16 protein-coding genes are annotated in these 16,198 nt (G+C 55.5%); 10 read left to right on the top strand and 6 right to left on the bottom strand.

The features are described 5' to 3' along the window. Nucleotides 1–58: 58 nt before the first annotated feature. Both BUC32_RS14115 and BUC32_RS14120 read right to left on the bottom strand, forming a co-directional pair. A complete protein-coding gene (locus BUC32_RS14115) occupies nt 59–730 on the bottom strand; it encodes a DsbA family protein (RefSeq protein ID WP_073254084.1) in 672 nt (223 codons plus the stop codon). 13 nt (nt 731–743) lie between these two features. After that, nucleotides 744–1,244 carry a DUF721 domain-containing protein gene (locus BUC32_RS14120; protein ID WP_073254087.1) on the bottom strand — a complete coding sequence of 167 codons (501 nt, stop codon included), beginning with the start codon at nt 1,242–1,244 and terminating at the stop codon, nt 744–746. An 87-nt stretch (nt 1,245–1,331) separates the two neighbouring features. On the opposite strand from BUC32_RS14120, the gene mutY reads away from it, so the two are divergent. From mutY to BUC32_RS14140, 4 genes are all read left to right on the top strand, one after another. Next, nucleotides 1,332–2,384, top strand: coding sequence for an A/G-specific adenine glycosylase (gene mutY / locus BUC32_RS14125; RefSeq protein WP_073254090.1), 1,053 nt, complete (start codon nt 1,332–1,334; stop codon nt 2,382–2,384). Nucleotides 2,385–2,449: 65 nt separating this feature from the next. Next, complete coding sequence (locus BUC32_RS14130) at nt 2,450–3,583, top strand: alkane 1-monooxygenase (protein ID WP_073254190.1); 1,134 nt, start codon at nt 2,450–2,452, stop codon at nt 3,581–3,583. Nucleotides 3,584–3,687: 104 nt separating this feature from the next. Next, nucleotides 3,688–4,671 carry an OmpA family protein gene (locus BUC32_RS14135; RefSeq protein ID WP_073254093.1) on the top strand — a complete coding sequence of 328 codons (984 nt, stop codon included), beginning with the start codon at nt 3,688–3,690 and terminating at the stop codon, nt 4,669–4,671. Then, nucleotides 4,668–5,165, top strand: coding sequence for a hypothetical protein (locus BUC32_RS14140; protein ID WP_073254095.1), 498 nt, complete (start codon nt 4,668–4,670; stop codon nt 5,163–5,165). Before BUC32_RS14135 ends, BUC32_RS14140 begins: the two co-directional genes overlap by 4 nt. 29 nt (nt 5,166–5,194) lie before the next feature. Here BUC32_RS14140 and BUC32_RS14145 read toward each other — a convergent pair whose 3' ends face one another. The 4 genes from BUC32_RS14145 to BUC32_RS14160 all read right to left on the bottom strand — a co-directional run bounded on the left by BUC32_RS14145 (nt 5,195) and on the right by BUC32_RS14160 (nt 9,158). After that, the gene (locus tag BUC32_RS14145; RefSeq protein WP_073254098.1) at nt 5,195–6,598 is read right to left on the bottom strand and encodes an adenylate/guanylate cyclase domain-containing protein; all 1,404 of its coding nucleotides are present in this window, start codon (nt 6,596–6,598) and stop codon (nt 5,195–5,197) included. A gap of 163 nt (nt 6,599–6,761) precedes the next feature. Next, nucleotides 6,762–7,877 carry a site-specific DNA-methyltransferase gene (locus BUC32_RS14150; RefSeq protein WP_073254101.1) on the bottom strand — a complete coding sequence of 372 codons (1,116 nt, stop codon included), beginning with the start codon at nt 7,875–7,877 and terminating at the stop codon, nt 6,762–6,764. 106 nt (nt 7,878–7,983) lie between these two features. Beyond that, on the bottom strand, nt 7,984–8,601 hold the full coding sequence (locus tag BUC32_RS14155; RefSeq protein ID WP_073254104.1) for a ribonuclease HII: 618 nt from the start codon (nt 8,599–8,601) through the stop codon (nt 7,984–7,986). Between the two features lie 113 nt (nt 8,602–8,714). Next, nucleotides 8,715–9,158 carry a hypothetical protein gene (locus tag BUC32_RS14160; protein WP_073254106.1) on the bottom strand — a complete coding sequence of 148 codons (444 nt, stop codon included), beginning with the start codon at nt 9,156–9,158 and terminating at the stop codon, nt 8,715–8,717. 182 nt (nt 9,159–9,340) lie between these two features. Between BUC32_RS14160 and BUC32_RS14165 the strand changes: the two genes are divergently transcribed. From BUC32_RS14165 to BUC32_RS14190, 6 genes are all read left to right on the top strand, one after another. Then, nucleotides 9,341–9,631, top strand: a complete 291-nt coding sequence (locus BUC32_RS14165; protein ID WP_073254109.1) for a hypothetical protein — start codon at nt 9,341–9,343, stop codon at nt 9,629–9,631. Continuing rightward, a complete protein-coding gene (locus BUC32_RS14170) occupies nt 9,603–10,307 on the top strand; it encodes a winged helix-turn-helix domain-containing protein (RefSeq protein WP_073254112.1) in 705 nt (234 codons plus the stop codon). Before BUC32_RS14165 ends, BUC32_RS14170 begins: the two co-directional genes overlap by 29 nt. Nucleotides 10,308–10,339: 32 nt before the next feature. Further along, nucleotides 10,340–11,551: a 4Fe-4S double cluster binding domain-containing protein gene (locus tag BUC32_RS14175; RefSeq protein ID WP_083599339.1), complete on the top strand. Its 1,212-nt coding sequence runs from the start codon at nt 10,340–10,342 to the stop codon at nt 11,549–11,551. 78 nt (nt 11,552–11,629) lie between these two features. Then, nucleotides 11,630–13,186 (top strand): DUF427 domain-containing protein, encoded by a 1,557-nt coding sequence (locus BUC32_RS14180; protein ID WP_073254115.1) that lies wholly within the window; start codon nt 11,630–11,632, stop codon nt 13,184–13,186. A gap of 327 nt (nt 13,187–13,513) precedes the next feature. Further along, entirely contained in the window at nt 13,514–15,178 is a 1,665-nt protein-coding gene (locus BUC32_RS14185) for a sulfatase-like hydrolase/transferase (protein WP_073254196.1), read from the top strand. A gap of 124 nt (nt 15,179–15,302) precedes the next feature. Next, on the top strand, nt 15,303–16,100 hold the full coding sequence (locus BUC32_RS14190; RefSeq protein ID WP_073254117.1) for an outer membrane protein: 798 nt from the start codon (nt 15,303–15,305) through the stop codon (nt 16,098–16,100). Nucleotides 16,101–16,198: the final 98 nt, after the last annotated feature.

A 16,198-nucleotide genomic window follows, 5' to 3' on the forward strand; every position in this document is an offset into this window, starting at 1 on the left:
GGACATCTGGGAAATCTGCGCCCGGACAGGATGAACTGCCCGGGCCAGTCTGGTTGGATCAGCCGCCCAGTTTTGCGTCGAGAACCTTTTTCAGGTCTGCGTAGCTTTGGTTCGAGTATTTCTCACCGTTGATGATCAGCGACGGCGTGCCGGTGATTTCGTGCTTGGTCATATTGGCCTCTGACCAAGCCACCAACGATTTGGCTTTGTCTTCGTCCTTCATACAGGCTTTGAGTTGATCGTCGCCAAGACCCGCGAGACGGCCCACTTTGTTCAACTCACCCGCAATGGTCACGGGATCACCGGACTGAGTCCAGCTGCGCTGACCTTTCATCAACAGGTCGGTCATGCCCCAGAAACGCTCTTCGCCGCCACAACGCGCGACCATTGAGGCCCACAAGCCGATCTTGTCAAAATAGACATCGCGGAAGATCACTTTGACTTTGCCAGTGTCGACATAGTCGGCCTTAAGAGGCTTCAGCACGGCTTCGTGAAAGTTGGCACAATGCGGACAGGTGAAGGATGCATATTCAATCAGCGTGATCGGTGCATCGGGCGAACCCATCACCATTTCGGTCACACCAGATTCGGCAGCACCAGCGCCGTCATCAGCAGTTTGCTCGGTTTGTGTCTGACCGGGGGCAGGCGCTTCGTCGCCTTGGGTGAACCACCAGGCGCCACCAGCGACAATGGCCAGTACAACTACAATTACGGGAACGATACGGTTCATTCTGAAACCTTTCTCAGGGTGTCGTCTTTTTCAATACATTTCCGGCCAGACGTTCAATCGCCTGCCGCAAGTCGGGGTCATGCGCGGACTGCGCCACACGGGCAGCTTCGCGTTTGATTTCTGGTGTGGGCTCAGGATCAGTGTCTTTTGGTTTGTGACCAAACACCGCCTGACCTTCGGCAAATCCGGTGGCCGCAGTTTGCGTGATGCGCAGACGGGCGATGGCGTTATAGCCGTAAACCGCGTTGACCCGCGCGCGCAGGGTGTCTTTTTGCATTTCCAGCATCGGAGCCTGCGCACCGGTGGTCAGCACCGTCAGCGTCGCACCCAAACCCTGGCGGCCATATTTCACATCCACAGGCTGGCAAATCGCAGCAATATCTTCGCCGACAATCTCAGACCAATGGGTCAGCACTCGACCCACCGCAAAACCACGGCTCTCACCGGTCTTGCGGATGTTTTCCCGCAAGAGGCTCGAGGTTCGGGCAAAGCCTTTGGTGGTCGATCGGCGCATGTGGTGTCTTGCATCCTTCTGTCGCGCGCTATTTTAGTGTCCCAATGGCGCGACGCCAGCGAAACCAGACAATGCGGAGAATAAAACTTGCGTGATACTCCAGAGCCCGATGTCTTGTTGGATTGGTATGATCAACATGCACGCAAGCTGCCGTGGCGCATTTCACCGCAGGATCAACGCGCTGGCACGGTCCCGGATCCCTACCGGATCTGGCTGTCAGAGATCATGTTGCAGCAAACCACTGTCGCCGCCGTGAAAACTTATTTTGAGCGTTTCACTCATCTGTGGCCGACCATTCATGATCTGGCACAGGCCGAGGATGGGCGTGTCATGGGGGAATGGGCGGGCCTTGGGTATTATGCGCGCGCGCGAAATCTGTTGAAATGTGCCCGGGTTGTATCCGGGGAGCTGGGTGGTGTTTTTCCCGATACGGTCGAGGCGTTGCAAAAGCTTCCCGGCATTGGACCCTATACTGCGGGCGCCATCGCGGCGATTGCTTTCAACCAGCCTGCTGTGGTGGTGGACGGCAATGTCGAACGGGTGATGGCGCGCATGTTTGACATTCACACACCCCTGCCCGCTGCCAAGCCTGAGCTGACAGACTATGCCGCCGGATTGACGCCACACTCGCGCCCCGGCGATTATGCGCAGGCTGTGATGGATCTTGGAGCAACGATCTGCACGCCGCGCAATCCGGCTTGTGGGATTTGCCCGTGGCGGAAACCCTGCCTTGCACGCCAAGCCGGAACCGCCGCCGAGTTGCCCAAGAAAACGCCTAAGAAACCCAAGCCCGTGCGCTTTGGCACCGTCTATATCGCGCGTCGGGTTGATGGGGCATTATTGCTCGAACGGCGACCAGACAAGGGTCTGTTGGGCGGTATGCTGGGATGGCCGGGATCTGAGTGGGTTGAAGGTGAAACGCCGGATCACGCGACCCCGATCCGTGCCGAATGGAAGGTCCTGCCTGCTGAAGCCCGCCACACGTTCACACATTTTCATCTGAGGCTCGCGGTTCAAACCGCGCTGGTGCCCATGGACAGGACCCCCGATCAGGGCGAATTTATCGAGGCCAACGCATTTTCAAGCGGGGATTTGCCGACCGTGATGCGCAAGGCCTTTGATCTATATACCGGCGCATAAACCGCATTGCGCGCCAACGTCCTGCAAATCATATTGGGATGGTACGTTGTTTTCAGGAGGCTTTGATGATCCCGTCCTCACAAGTTGCCAAAATTCAGAATGCGTTGCCGTTCTGGATGTCTCTTGGCCTGATCCCGCTGTTGTGGGCCGTTGCCTGCGCAGGGTCGTGGTGGGTTTTGTTGGTGCCTGTGGCCACCTGGTATTTGTTCTCGGCTTTGGATGGGGTTTTTGGTCTCAACCTTGAGAACGCTGATCTGGAAACAACCGATGACGAGTTGTATTGGTATCGTCTTGTCACGCTGATCTGGCCCGTGGTGCAGTTTTTCACTCTGTTCGGGTTGATCTGGTATGCGACCAGCGCGGATCACCTGTCTGTGGGCGCCAAGATTGGCCTGTTCTTTGGTGTTGGCGTTGTTACCGGCACAGTGGGCATTAACTATTCCCACGAGCTGATGCACCAAAAGGACCGCCGCGAGCGGTGGCTGGGGGATATCCTGCTGGCCATGGTGCTGTACGGTCATTTCCGCAGCGAACATCTGTTGGTGCATCACCGCCATGTTGGCACGCCGCGCGATCCTGTGACCGCCCGCTACAACGAAGGTTTCTACCGGTTTTTCCCGCGCGTTCTGGTGGGTGTATGGCGATCGTCGTTCCGCGCAGAAAAAGAAATGCTGGCGCGCAAGGGCCTGCCGTGGACAGACCTGTCCAATCCGTTTTTCCGCTATTGGGCGCTGCAGGGTGCGATGTTGATCTTGGCACTGCTGATCGGCGGCTGGTCCGGGTTCTTTTTGTTCCTGTGGCAGGCCTATATCGCGGTCTGGCAGCTGGAGTTGGTCAACTACGTCGAGCACTATGGGCTGACCCGCAAACATCTGGGCGACGGGAAATACGAACACGTCATGCCGCATCATTCGTGGAATGCTGCCCACAAGGCGTCAAACTGGCTGCTCATCAACTTGCAGCGCCATTCTGATCATCATTACAAACCCAACCGCCGCTTTCCGCTATTGCAGAACTATGCCGATTCCGAAGCACCGCAATTGCCCTATGGCTATCCGGTGATGACCATGGCCGCGATGGTGCCTTCGGTGTGGAAACGTGTGATGAACCCGCGTGTGCGCAAATGGCGGGGAATGTACTACCCCGAAATCACCGAGTGGCATCCCTATAACAAGGCGCTGAACCCCGCGCCGAAGTAGGACAACAGCCAGACACCATCTAAACGACCCCACTTTCAGACCTGATCCTGATCATGGGTGACATCCCACTCTGCAGCTATAATTGGCGCGGAGGAGTGAGAGTTATGAGTCGTTTTATCAGTGCGTTTTTTACCGTTTTCCTGCTTGCACAACCGTTGGCCAGCCAACAGATAACGGATGTTGCAGGAGCAGCTGACCCCGAAGGATTGCCCCGGATTGAAGGGGCCGCGATCATCGGGTTTGATCACTCGGGCTTTGACGCGGTTGATTTGCCGATGGGCCCGGTGACCTTTGATGGGCCCGAGGCCAAGCGCAGTATCGAAGGCCCGCGGACCCGGATAATCTATGCCGTTCCGGGCGACCGATCACCGCTTGAGGTGATCCGCAATTATCAGGCCGAGCTGGACGAGCAGGGTTTCGAAAAAGACTACACTTGTGCAAAACAGGACTGCGGGCCTGTGTCCGCGATGGTGCGCCATTTCTATCCGCTGGACGGACGCCTTGAAAACATGGGTCGGATCACGCGAAATGCGTTTTCGTCACCCCGCGAGGATCAGCAGTATCATTTCGCCACCGACCCAGACACGGGTCGCGTCGTGTCGATATTCGCCGCGTTTGAAACCTTTGATCTGCACACGGAAACCGAGGGCAAAGTGCTGGTTCTTGTTGATGTGATTGAAGCCGCACCGCTGCAGCGGCGCATGGAAACGGTGACGGCCGATCAGATGGCCAGCGCGCTGGGCACCGACGGGCGTATTTCGCTTTATGGCATTCTGTTTGAGCATGACAGCGATCAGCTGACCCCTGCCTCGGACCCGACATTGGCCGAAATTGCGGCTCTAACACAGGGCAATCCGGCTTTGACGCTGTTTGTGGTTGGTCACACTGACATGACCGGCGGGTTTGACTATAACATCGGCCTGTCCCAGCGCCGGGCAACCGCAGTGGTCGCCGCACTGACCAGCCGATACGGAGTCGCGCCGGATCGTTTGCAGCCCGCAGGCGTTGGCCCATTGTCTCCAGTTGCAGACAACACAACGGATGAAGGGCGCACGCAAAACCGACGTGTCGAATTGGTGCAACGATGAGACAGTTATTTCACTTTTCTGCTCTAACTCTTGGCGCATTTCTGGTGGCCGGCATGGGCTCAACCCCTGCGCCGGAACCGATGCCTTTGGCCTGTGATGTTCTGACTTCCTTACCGGCTGATAAACTGGTCGCTCAGGATCTGACGTATCAAACAGTACAGGACCACGAAACCAACGGCATCCAGATGAGCATGTGCAGCGCATTGGGGGCAGATGATTTGCCGGTTGTGACCATGTTGCTGCGCCATGATGGCTCTGACGCCGAACCGCAACCTGTCGACGCACAGCGTGAGGCCATGATCAAAAGCCTGGCTGAAACTTTTGGTCAGGACCCGACTGCGAGCTTTCCAAATGTTGGCGAGGCAGCCTTATGGATCGCCGAGATCAAGCAACTGACTGTTTGGGATCAATCAGGTCATGTGATGTTCACGCTGACTGCGCCAGAGGATCTGGCCCTTCGGATTGCAAACGAGATTGTTGCGAACCTGCCTTGATAGAATCGTGAGGAAGCGCCCCGGGTTCGTTATGCCGTCAATTGCCCCTCAGGTCGCTCAAATGCCCAGACCGTCAGCTTGTCTTCGACGCCTCGGATCGCTTGATCCGGGAACTGGCGTAGCGCCTGCAGGTCGTCGTGGCCACCCTGCTCGAGAATCTTGTCACGCATTGTATCGCTGATCACCAACCGAGCATTGAGACCACGTGTCAGCGCCTCGAGTCGGGAGGCAATGTTGACGGTGTTGCCAACCACTGCAAACTCAAGCCGGTGAGCGCCAATATCTGCCAAGACAGCAGGTCCAAAATGGGCTCCAAACCCCACCCGCAGGGGTGGCTGGCCACGGGCGATCCGGTCTTCGTTCCATTCATCCAGCGCATCCATCATCGCGTGGATGCACTCAAGCGCATTCACGGCGTCGCGGTCAGTGGGTTCAGGCGTGCCAAAGGTCACCATAAGACCGTCGCCCAGGTATTTGTCGAGCGTCCCGCCATGGCCAAACACCGCTGTTTCCATCAGACCGTGAAATTCGCGCAGGGTTTCGATCACCTCGGTGGGTTTGCGGCTGGACGCGAATTCGGTAAAGCCTACGATGTCCACAAACAGAACAGCAATATCATGGTTGCGTGTCTTTTTGAGCGGCTCGTCATTGGTGGAAAGAGCTTCGACAACGTTGGGCGAAAAGTAACGCGACAGGTTGGTACGCTCACGTTCCAGCGCCGCGTTTGACCGCAGCAATCCGTTAAAGCGCCGGACAGACACCGCCATGGTCAGGGCAACAATCACGAACACTGCAATTTCCTGAATGCGGCGCGTAATCTGATAGCTGTTTGGGTCCAGCATATGGGCCATTTCAGGCTGATCAGGGAAGGCCGCAACCATGGCTTCGGAAAGTCCGGGCAACGGATCGACGAACCAGAGAGACAAGCCCAGCGCCCCGAGCCAAAGACCCGTCGTCCAGGTTCCGATGGCAATGACGGTCCGCCATGAGTAGGCCAGCGTACCACCCGCCAGAATGATGAAGAAGTATTTGAAGTTATCAAACCGGTACTGCATCGCATGCGGCCAGGTGAATTCACTCAGGGGGTTTGGCCCGACCATGCCAGCCGTCATCAATACAAGATCAAACAGGATAAGCCCCAGTTCCACCCGCGATAGCCCGACTTTGCCAACACGCTGCATGAGCCAGCCGTTTAAAGCCAACAATGTCAGGATGCCTTCATAGTACCAAACGTCCGGCTTGGGCACCACAAACAGCAAAAGGATCCCGACCACGATCATCGCGAACCAGCGAACCCGAACGGCCAGCGCCAGACCTTCCTGTTTGTGTTTTAACAAAACGGCCTCGGTATATTGATACTCAGGGCTGTCTTTGTCCGGAAACTCGTCGTCGCGACGACGGGCAAACAATGACAGAATGGGGGTGTTGTTCATGGGGTGAGGCCTTTGAGCAAACGGTTCGCCCTAGATAGTGGCACAAACCGAGACTTAAAGCCCAAAAAAACCCCGCCGACATGCGGCGGGGTAAGTCAAAGTGCCTTGTGTAAGTCAGGCCACAGGCACCGGCGGTATTCTTGGGTAGTCTTGGAGGTAATTCTTAGTTTGGACGATCCGCCATTTCGGCGCGGATCTGCTGGCGCAGGATATCAATCGGGACTTTCTTGCCGTCCTGTTTGAAGCTCCAGTACGTCCAGCCATTACAGCTGGGCGCACCTTCGAGGTGAGCGCCAACCTGATGGATCGAGCCTTTGATGTCATCGCCAATCAGCGTGCCATCAGCGCGCACTTTGACCTTGTGACGGCCATTCAGAGAATAGAGATTCTCGCCGGGGCGCAGCATGCCGCGTTCAACCAGTTGACCAAAAGGCACACGGGGTTCGGCGCGTTTGCTAACCGAAACCTGAAGCGCTTCGCGGTCAAATTTGCGGGTGTTCTTGATGCGCTTTTCGGCAACCTTGCGGTAGGCTTCTTCACGTTCAATACCGATGAACTCACGGCCCAGCATTTTGGCGACAGCGCCGGTTGTGCCGGTGCCAAAGAACGGGTCAAGCACCACATCGCCGGGATTGGTCGACCCAACCAGCACACGGTGCAGCAGGCTTTCTGGTTTTTGGGTTGGGTGTGCCTTGTCGCCGTTGTCGTCTTTCAGGCGTTCGTGACCTGTGCAGATCGGCAGAACCCAGTCAGACCGCATCTGAATACCTTCGTTCAGAGCCTTCAGAGCTTCGTAGTTGAAGGTGTATTTGCCACCCTCTTCCTTGCTGGCCCAGATCATTGTCTCGTGGGCGTTGGTGAAACGTTTGCCACGAAAGTTCGGCATCGGGTTGGATTTGCGCCAGACGACGTCATTCAAGATCCAGAAGCCCTGGTTCTGCAATTCGGCGCCGAGACGGAAAATATTGTGGTACGATCCAATCACCCAGATCGCGCCGTTTGGCTTGAGCAGGCGACGGGCGGCTTTCAGCCATTCGCGAGTAAACTTGTCATAAGCTTTGAAGCTGGCGAATTGATCCCATTCGTCATCGACCGCATCCACCTTGGAATTGTCGGGACGATGCAGGTCGCCGCGCAGCTGCAGGTTATAGGGGGGATCCGCAAAGATCAGGTCGATCGAATTCTCGGGCAGACTGTTCATCATTTCGATGCAATCGCCATCCAGAATCGTGTTCAGTGGGAGCGCTTTTGCGCCCTTTGCTTTTGTCTTCGTCGTCATGTTCTGCCTCGTTACCCGGCACTGTTTTTTGTGCTCGTTGGTTGAGACAAAGATGATTCAAACCTGATTCGCCGTCAATTTCTTTTTTGAATCAATAGGTTAGTTTTTATGCTTGATACAACATATTGTGGACGGGTTTGAACGAACGTCTATGGTGTGGGGTCACCCCAAGATTTTGCAGCGCTTCTTTGTGGCTTTTTGACGGATATCCGGCGTTGGTTTCCCATCCATAACCGGGGAACTGTTGCGCCAAATCCCACATGATCCGATCCCGACATATTTTCGCCACAATTGAAGCCGCCGAAATCGACAGTGATTTGGCATCTCCTTTGATGATGGCTTCGGTGGAACCGGTCAGACCGCGGGGGATCATATTGCCATCGATCAGCAAATGATCCGGCGTTTGGGACAAACCCGCGACCGCACGCTCCATTGCCAGATGGCTGGCACGCAGGATGTTGATCTCGTCGATCTCTTCGACACTGGCATGCGCGATGCACACATCCGAAGACGCCATGATCAGATCGTACAGTACCTCGCGCTTTTTTGCGCTGAGCGCTTTGGAGTCGTTCAGCCCGTCGGGAATATTCGATGGGTCCAAAACCACAGCCGCGGCTGTCACCGGCCCGGCAATTGGGCCACGCCCCACTTCGTCCACCCCGGCAATGCGCATCGCGCCATTTTGCCGTGCAAGGATTTCATATGAAAAATCTGGTCCAGTCATGTTGGGGTTCAACAGGATCGCAAGGAGCCGCGCAAGTAAAAAGCCCCGGACAGAACCAACTGTCCGGGGCCGGTCAGAGGGCGATGCCGGACGCCCCCTGCTGCTCGACTGGATTAGTGGCGTGCGACTTCAAAACCATTGCGACGCAGGCATCGCGGTTTGTAACCGTGGCGCACTCCGTTGTACGTGTGGCGGCTTACGCGACAGGTTTCGGGCAGACGGTGGGCTTGGTGGTAGTGACGGTTAACACAGCGTTTCCCAATCATCCGCACCATACCATTCTGTGTTTCATGATGTTTAAGGCAACGGGCCGGGATCGGTGCAAGACGACGCGCGCGTCGCGGCAGCGGTCGCGGTTCAACTGTGCGAGGGCGATAGGGCGAGGTTGTGCTGACGCGTGGTTCGTTGCGGTCCTCGATTGCCTGAGTTAGCGCATAGATGGCGGCGGCACCTAAGATGAATTTGATAACATCTTCGTCGGCGCGTGCCGGAACTGCGGAAATACCGGTCACTGTGATGGCGGCGGCAACGATGGTGGCGATAAACTTGCGGGACATGGGGTTTCCTTTCGAACGAGGGTGACGGAAGTCTTGGACCGGCACGAACACCGGAGTGGATGACCCAACCCTCGCCCTGATCCCAAAAGACAGGCAATAACGCCCCCTTGTTATCGAATATCAGGGGCACAAAGTGGTTGTTGTTATTGAATATCGCCCGCATTCAGAGCAATCATGGAGCCATGAAACATCTTGTCGCCATAACCTTTTTTGCCTGCATGTCTGTGCTCGCTGCTCCGGTATCCGCCGAGCAGTGTTATGCCGACTACAAGGCCAAGAAGGACAGTCCTCTACGCCTGCACTATGGTGTGGTGGAACTTTATCAGGGTTGCTCGAAGAATTCGGCAAAGACCGAAATTTCGGGCCGCATTTCACAGGACGGATGGAAACTGCTGAATGTGCTGTCCATCTTTGATGCCTCAGGGCTTGCCGGAAAGGACTCCAGTGCCGGACAATTCTATCTCCGCTATTGAGGCGCGTCGCCACGGGGGGCGTGTTGTCACCTTTGGAATCGCGGGAATCGTCGCCTTGTTGCTGGCGGCTGCCGTGCTTTTGTTTCTGGCATTGCCGGATGCCAATGCTTTTAACGCGCGCGTCGAACAGTTGTTTCTTGAGAATGACAATCTGACCGGGCAGGCCGAAATCAAACTGCTGGAAATTCTCGCACAATCGGGCACAGCGTTTTCCGACACACTGGCCAGTTATCGGATGGTGATCTTTGTATTGCTGGTATTTGCCACGGCCATGTTGATTGCCGCTTTGGTGTTTCTTGTGATGCTGGTGGTGATGAACCGGCGCATGGCGGCGATTGAACGATCGGGCATTCAGGTCAACTCCCTGCTGATCAGCCGCGAAGAAAAGACCGTTTATCTGAACAACATGGACTTTAAACTGACCGATGCGGCAATGGAGACTCTGTCGGTGCTGGCCGAGGCGCGCATGGATGATGACATGATGAGTGGTGTGCAGATCGAAGCGGTGATTTCAGGCCGCTCTGAGGCGGATTGCGAAGAAGCCGCCGGAGCAACGCGGATCAAAAGATTGCGCGACAGTCTGGGCAATCAGCTGGTCAGCGAGTTGTTGGTTAAAAACATCGCGCGCAAGGGTTATATGTTGGCTATCGACAAGGATGTTATTCGCGTGTTGTGATGCCCCGGCACGCAGCAGGGGAACGACACAATATGGCATGGCCTTCTAATCGCGACGACAATCAGGACAAGCTTGATGCGTTGCGCGACAAGTTTGCAGAAAGTGATGCCGCGGCCGGGATCGAAACCACCGAGGATTTCCAGCCGTTCAACCAAATCAACGACATGTTTACGCGTGCCTTCTGGGATGACTCTGTGCGCAGCAAGCACACGGATGCGTTTTTTGAAAGCTATCGGATGCAGGCGACCTATCGCAAAGGCGATGGTTTTCGGCAAAAGGATTTTGCCCTGCGCAACGCCAGCTGGCTGATCTCGGACGTGATTTCGGATCGTGGCGCTGCCGAGGGCCGTCGCGAAGGATTTCAGGCGCCAATTGCGGCCGATACGCCCGTCGCCGAAACCCGCGCCGAGATTGATGACCCGGACAAGATGGCCGCCGAGGTCAAACGCATAGCCCAGTTCTTTGGCGCAGATCTGGTGGGCATCACCGAAATGGACGAACGCTGGCTCTATGCATCGCGGGTAGATACGCGGGACTTTTCCGAAGCGCCAAATGAGCTGCCCGAAGGCATGACATCGGTCATCGTTCTGGGCCACCAGATGGAGCGCGAATTGGTCGCCACCTATCCCAGCGCCCTGGCCGGAGCCGCGACGGGACGCGAGTATTCGCACGAAGCGGCGATTGTCATGCAATTGGCCGCCTACATCCGCAATCTGGGCTATGAGGCAGTGGCGTCGATGAACGACACTGGTTTGGTCATTCCCTATGCGGTTAAGGCGGGGCTTGGTGAATATGCCCGCAACCAGATGGTAATCACGCCCGAGTTCGGGCCGCGTTTGCGGTTTTCCAAAATCTTCACGTCTCTGCCGCTGACGCATGACATTGCCGAAAAGCTGGGAGTGGCGGCGTTTTGCGATATCTGCACCAAATGCGCCGATGCCTGTCCGGCCAAGGCCTTGCCCTATGGCCCACCGGAAACCTCGAACGAGGATCAATCTTCTATCAGCGGCGTGAAGAAATGGACGTCGGATGCCAAGGCTTGTTTTGGCTATTGGGCGAAACTTCGGTCGGACTGTGCGATCTGTATGCGGGTTTGCCCATTTAACCGGGACTTTTCAAAGCCAGAGAACCGGATGTGGCTGCGTCTGGCTTTGTCGCGGTTTCGCAAATGGGCCCTCTGGTGGGATCAGAAGCGCCCGCAAGATGCCCGCTTGAAACCGACTGATTGGTGGTCAGGCACATAAAGTTGACCCTTCGCCTCTTGGCATCTGGCGTTTGAGCCCACATCTTTGTCGTCTGATTAAGCCGACAGGAAAAACGCCGTGAGCCTTCATCATCGTGATCTATCGCAGGACTATGCCATCCGGGTGGAGCCGCTTGAGGGGATTGTACGTGCTTGGAATGGCGACACGTTGATTGCTGAATCCACACGCGCACAGGTGATGTATGAAACCCGCCTGCCCCCGGCAATTTATTTTCCGCGCGAAGATGTGCTGGCCGATCTGTCCGATCCAACGGACCTCAAGACTTTTTGCCCTTTCAAAGGCACGGCGCGGTATCGCAACATGTTGGTGAACGGCGAGACCGTGACCAACGCGGTTTGGGGTTATGACAATCCATTGCCCGAAAGCCGAAACATTGATGGTCATATCGGGTTTATGCCGGGGGCAACGACGCGGATTGATTTTGGTGACAACGAACTGGCCAAGCCAACCGAGGGGCACATCAGTGCGCCGCTGGTAGATTGGCTGCTGCGCACGGCCCCGTTTTACAAAACACCCGAAGAGTTCACCACCGCGCTGGCCGAACAACTGCTGGCCAATGGCGTAGCGGTGTCGCGGATGTCGGTGATGATCTGGTCTTTGCATCCGTCGATCGCCGGCCGCCACTATATCTGGCGCAAGGGTGAGGACGAGCTGACCACGATGGCACCGTCTTATGAAATCTTCGACCATCCCGCATTTGTCGAAAGCCCGCTTTACCACGTCTCGAAAGGCCGGGGCGGGGTGCGTCAGAAAATTGGTGTGGATTACAAGGACAACAGCTTTCCGATCATCGAAGACCTGCGCGCCGAAGGGGCCAGTGACTATGTCGCCATGCCGCTGATGTTTTCCAACGGCAAGGCCAATGTCCTGACCATCACCTGCGATCACCCGGACGGGTTTACCACAGGCAATCTGGGGCTGGTGTTTGAGTGCAGCTTTATGATTGGCCGCATATTTGAGGTCTTTGCCTTGCAGGATACGGCTCAGGGCGTTCTGGAAACCTATGTCGGCAAACGCACAGGCGCGCGCGTTCTGGGTGGAGATATTCGTCGCGGAGACGGCGACGAGATTGACGCCGCCATCATGTTCTGTGACTTGCGCGCGTCGAGCCGGTTGGTTCAGGAGTTGGGGCAGGCAGACTATATCGAAACCCTGAATGAGTTTTTCGATACAGTCACAGACTGCGTGCATGAACATGGCGGTGAGGTGCTGAAGTTCATTGGGGACGCTGTGCTGGCGGTTTTTCCAGACGATGGTGATGCCGACAAAGCCCGCCGCGAGGCCCTGACTGCTGCGCGAGACATAACGGATCGGTTGACTGAGTTGCGCAAAGAAGGACGCCAGAGCGATTGTTCGATTGGCATTTCATTTGGCCGTGTGACTTACGGCAATATCGGCTCGCGCGAGCGGCTGGATTTTACGGTGATTGGACACGCCGCCAACGTGGCCGCACGACTGGGCGATCACGGCAAAAAGGCCGGGTTCCGGATTGTCGCCACCAGCGATTTCGACAGCGGCGAATGCACCTGTGAGCCACTGGGTGAAGTGCCCCTGCACAACGTACGGCTTCCGGTTGATTGTGTCGGTGTGTCCGAAAGCAAACACCCCAATTAGCCCCAATCAGAGTACTTTTCTTGGCGAAACCCTGACGCCAATCGGTGCTTGGCGTGTAAGCTTGTGTTTTCTGTCGGGAATATGGTCAATTGACGATAGGGAAAGTTGATCTCAATCCTATGCAAGCAACGCTGTTTGATGCTAGGGTTTCGCCCGTGTCCTTTTCTTTCTGGTCAGCACACACGTCACCTATGCCATATAAGTACACGGTAGACGCGAATGCCGCCGGCATCTGGACGCAAAGGTTTTAAACACTGGTTTGATCTTGGATTTGGATCGGATCCAGATCGGGATCAATTAAGACTATCTCTGACCAAAGGGGACTACATGAGACGTCTATTATTGACCGGAGCGACGCTGGCAATGGTGGGGATGACCGCCACCGCCGAAGATGCTCCGATTGTCCACGACTCTGAATATTACATTCTGAAGTCGCAGCATGCTGAGCAATGGCAAAAAGACAACGCCGAGGTCGACGCAAAAATTGCCAGCTTTAAGGAAGCAAACGGCGGAAAGCCACCGAACATTCTTTACATTCTGGTTGATGATATTGGCTTCGGAGACATGGGTATTCCCGAACTGAATGCGGTCCGCGGGATATCGACGCCAAACATCAACAAGCTTTCTGACGAAGGCTTGCGGATGTCTCGCATGTACACTGAACCTTCTTGCACACCAACTCGAGTCGCATTCAGCACCGGACGTTTGCCTGTTCGTATGGGTATGGGTGATACGACCGTGGACATCGCTGGCTTTGGTCTTCCTGCCGAAGAGGTTACCTTAGCCGAACTTCTGAAGGAAGAAGGTTACAATACAGTACACGTTGGCAAATGGCACATGGGTGATATTGCCGAGAGTTGGGCCATGAATCAGGGCTTTGATTGGGCCGGTCATCCTATCCACCAACAAGGTCAGCTAACGATCTATTCTGACTCCGCTGTCAAAGAGCAAGTCTCCGTAGGCATTAAGGATTTTGACGACCGTTTTGTTCTTGACGAGTTTTTCCGGCCCAACCCCTCGGCAATGGTACTGGGGATCGAGGGCACAGCAGGTGGCCCAATCCGGGAAGTACACATGGAGCCGGGTGAGCGTTGGAATGCGCAAAAGTACGACGAGATGAACCAGCGGTATCAGGATCAAACCCTAGAGCACATGCGTGACCTCGCTGGCAAGGATGAACCGTTTTTCCTTCAGTATTGGCCCCTAATTCCATTGGATAACACCCGTGAAGGCCGAAATGGCCCTGAATCCCCAAATGGCGGTTTGTATGCCGACAAGTTGCAGTTGCTGGACAAATGGGTTGGCGACATCTTGGCCGAAATGGAGACTCTAGGGATCGCGGACAACACAATTGTTGTTCTGATGGGTGACAATGGCCACTTCACCAAGTATTCGCCACAGTCCGGGTTTACGTCGATGGTATTCCGCGGTGGAAAAGGCGCAACCACAGAAGGCGGTATCCGCGTTGATGCGTTTATACGATGGCCGGGAATGATTGGTGCTGACACTATTGCAAACAACATCATCCACGTCTCGGATCTTTATACGACATTGGCAAGAATGGCCGGTGCAGATGGCCACATCCCGCGCGACCGCCTGGTCGATGGTGTGGATCAGACGGCAGCATTGTTGATTGATGAAACCAAGGGACGCCGCGATCACGTGATCGTCTACTCAATCGACTCACCCAAGGCGATTATCAAGGATCACCTCAAGCTGAACCTTCCAGGACCAGGCCAAAGCCCGATCCTTGCGGACTTTTTTGACGTATATCGCGATACGCACGAGAAGTACCCCGTTTCGACCGAAGTGGGTGCCTGGGGTGGCAAAGAGTTTGTTCGCATTCTGGAACGCCACATGGGCCGAAAACAAATGTACCCGGATACACCGCCAGCCTTTGGCAAGCCTTATGAGGGGATCGAAAACCTTCGCCCTGAAACGCAAGCGGCCGTTGAAGCGTTCATGCTAAAACGTGCTTCGGTGCAGCAATAACAAACGCATTGTGGGCGGTATCCGTTTGCCGCCCACACATATTACCTCAGGTCATATTGTCAGTGATCGTTTTGGACAGCCTCAGGGCGTTTTTCGGGGGACTACCCCAGAAGGTGAGTGAGCCGTGAAAAAGATATCTCTAAATGCTCTTCTAGTGTCAACATCCGGTTTTCTGGCGACGGCTTCTGGTGTGCATGCCCAATCGTTACCTGCACCTGGTCAGGACGATTCAGGGTGGCGTACAGCGTTGTCACTCTATCTGTTTTCGCCGGTGCGAAACTGGGGCGACTCGACCATTGGCGGCAACACTGTTTCAGTTGACCTCAGATTTGACGATTTAATAGAAAACCTTGATTTTGTGGGCGCAGGTCGCATGGAAACCTGGAACGGTGATTTCGGCATTATTGCGGACGTCAACTATGCGGCGCTGCAGAAACAAAGTAACCTGCCCGGGCCCGGTGGCCTGCCGTACGATATTCAGATACGCCAGAAATGGGCGGCCATTCTCGGAGCTTACCGCGTTGCCCAAGGTACGGGCGGCAACGGCCTGCCCTTTACGGTTGACGTACAGGGTGGCGCACGCTGGAATTCGATCAAGCAGACCGTGCAAATCGGTCCCCTGCCGACCGTGGGTGGGAATGAAGATTGGATCGAGCCAGTGATCGGCCTGCGTGGCATGTGGCGTTTGAATGACAAATGGACAACTGTGGCATCGGCCGACTTAGGCGGGTTTGGTGCAGGAGGCAACGATCTTCAGACGAGTGTCAGTGTAGGCTTTGACTATCAACCGTGGGACAATACGGCCATAACTTTTGGGTATCGATACTTTAGCGTGGATTACAGCACGACGCTTACGGGCGGAACCTTTGCATATGACATGCAGCAACATGGCCCCTACGTCGGCGTGAAATTCTTTTTCTGACGCAGCGGCACTTTGCCTCTGATCATGTAAAAAATGTAGGGGAAACCCTATATGAAACGCACGATGTTTCATGAAGCGTACGGCGCACTTCCCGCTAT

Origin of the sequence: Shimia gijangensis, from assembly GCF_900142085.1 — a bacterium.
Classification (GTDB): domain Bacteria; phylum Pseudomonadota; class Alphaproteobacteria; order Rhodobacterales; family Rhodobacteraceae; genus Shimia; species Shimia gijangensis.

What these genes read in the sequence shown, in the direction of transcription:
- BUC32_RS14115 (WP_073254084.1), bottom strand. Translation starts at nt 730, where the DNA reads ATGAACCGTATCGTTCCCGTAATTGTAGTTGTACTGGCCATTGTCGCT.
- BUC32_RS14120 (WP_073254087.1), bottom strand. Translation starts at nt 1,244, where the DNA reads ATGCGCCGATCGACCACCAAAGGCTTTGCCCGAACCTCGAGCCTCTTG.
- BUC32_RS14130 (WP_073254190.1), top strand. Translation starts at nt 2,450, where the DNA reads ATGATCCCGTCCTCACAAGTTGCCAAAATTCAGAATGCGTTGCCGTTC.
- BUC32_RS14135 (WP_073254093.1), top strand. Translation starts at nt 3,688, where the DNA reads ATGAGTCGTTTTATCAGTGCGTTTTTTACCGTTTTCCTGCTTGCACAA.
- BUC32_RS14140 (WP_073254095.1), top strand. Translation starts at nt 4,668, where the DNA reads ATGAGACAGTTATTTCACTTTTCTGCTCTAACTCTTGGCGCATTTCTG.
- BUC32_RS14145 (WP_073254098.1), bottom strand. Translation starts at nt 6,598, where the DNA reads ATGAACAACACCCCCATTCTGTCATTGTTTGCCCGTCGTCGCGACGAC.
- BUC32_RS14150 (WP_073254101.1), bottom strand. Translation starts at nt 7,877, where the DNA reads ATGACGACGAAGACAAAAGCAAAGGGCGCAAAAGCGCTCCCACTGAAC.
- BUC32_RS14155 (WP_073254104.1), bottom strand. Translation starts at nt 8,601, where the DNA reads ATGACTGGACCAGATTTTTCATATGAAATCCTTGCACGGCAAAATGGC.
- BUC32_RS14160 (WP_073254106.1), bottom strand. Translation starts at nt 9,158, where the DNA reads ATGTCCCGCAAGTTTATCGCCACCATCGTTGCCGCCGCCATCACAGTG.
- BUC32_RS14165 (WP_073254109.1), top strand. Translation starts at nt 9,341, where the DNA reads ATGAAACATCTTGTCGCCATAACCTTTTTTGCCTGCATGTCTGTGCTC.
- BUC32_RS14175 (WP_083599339.1), top strand. Translation starts at nt 10,340, where the DNA reads ATGGCATGGCCTTCTAATCGCGACGACAATCAGGACAAGCTTGATGCG.
- BUC32_RS14185 (WP_073254196.1), top strand. Translation starts at nt 13,514, where the DNA reads ATGAGACGTCTATTATTGACCGGAGCGACGCTGGCAATGGTGGGGATG.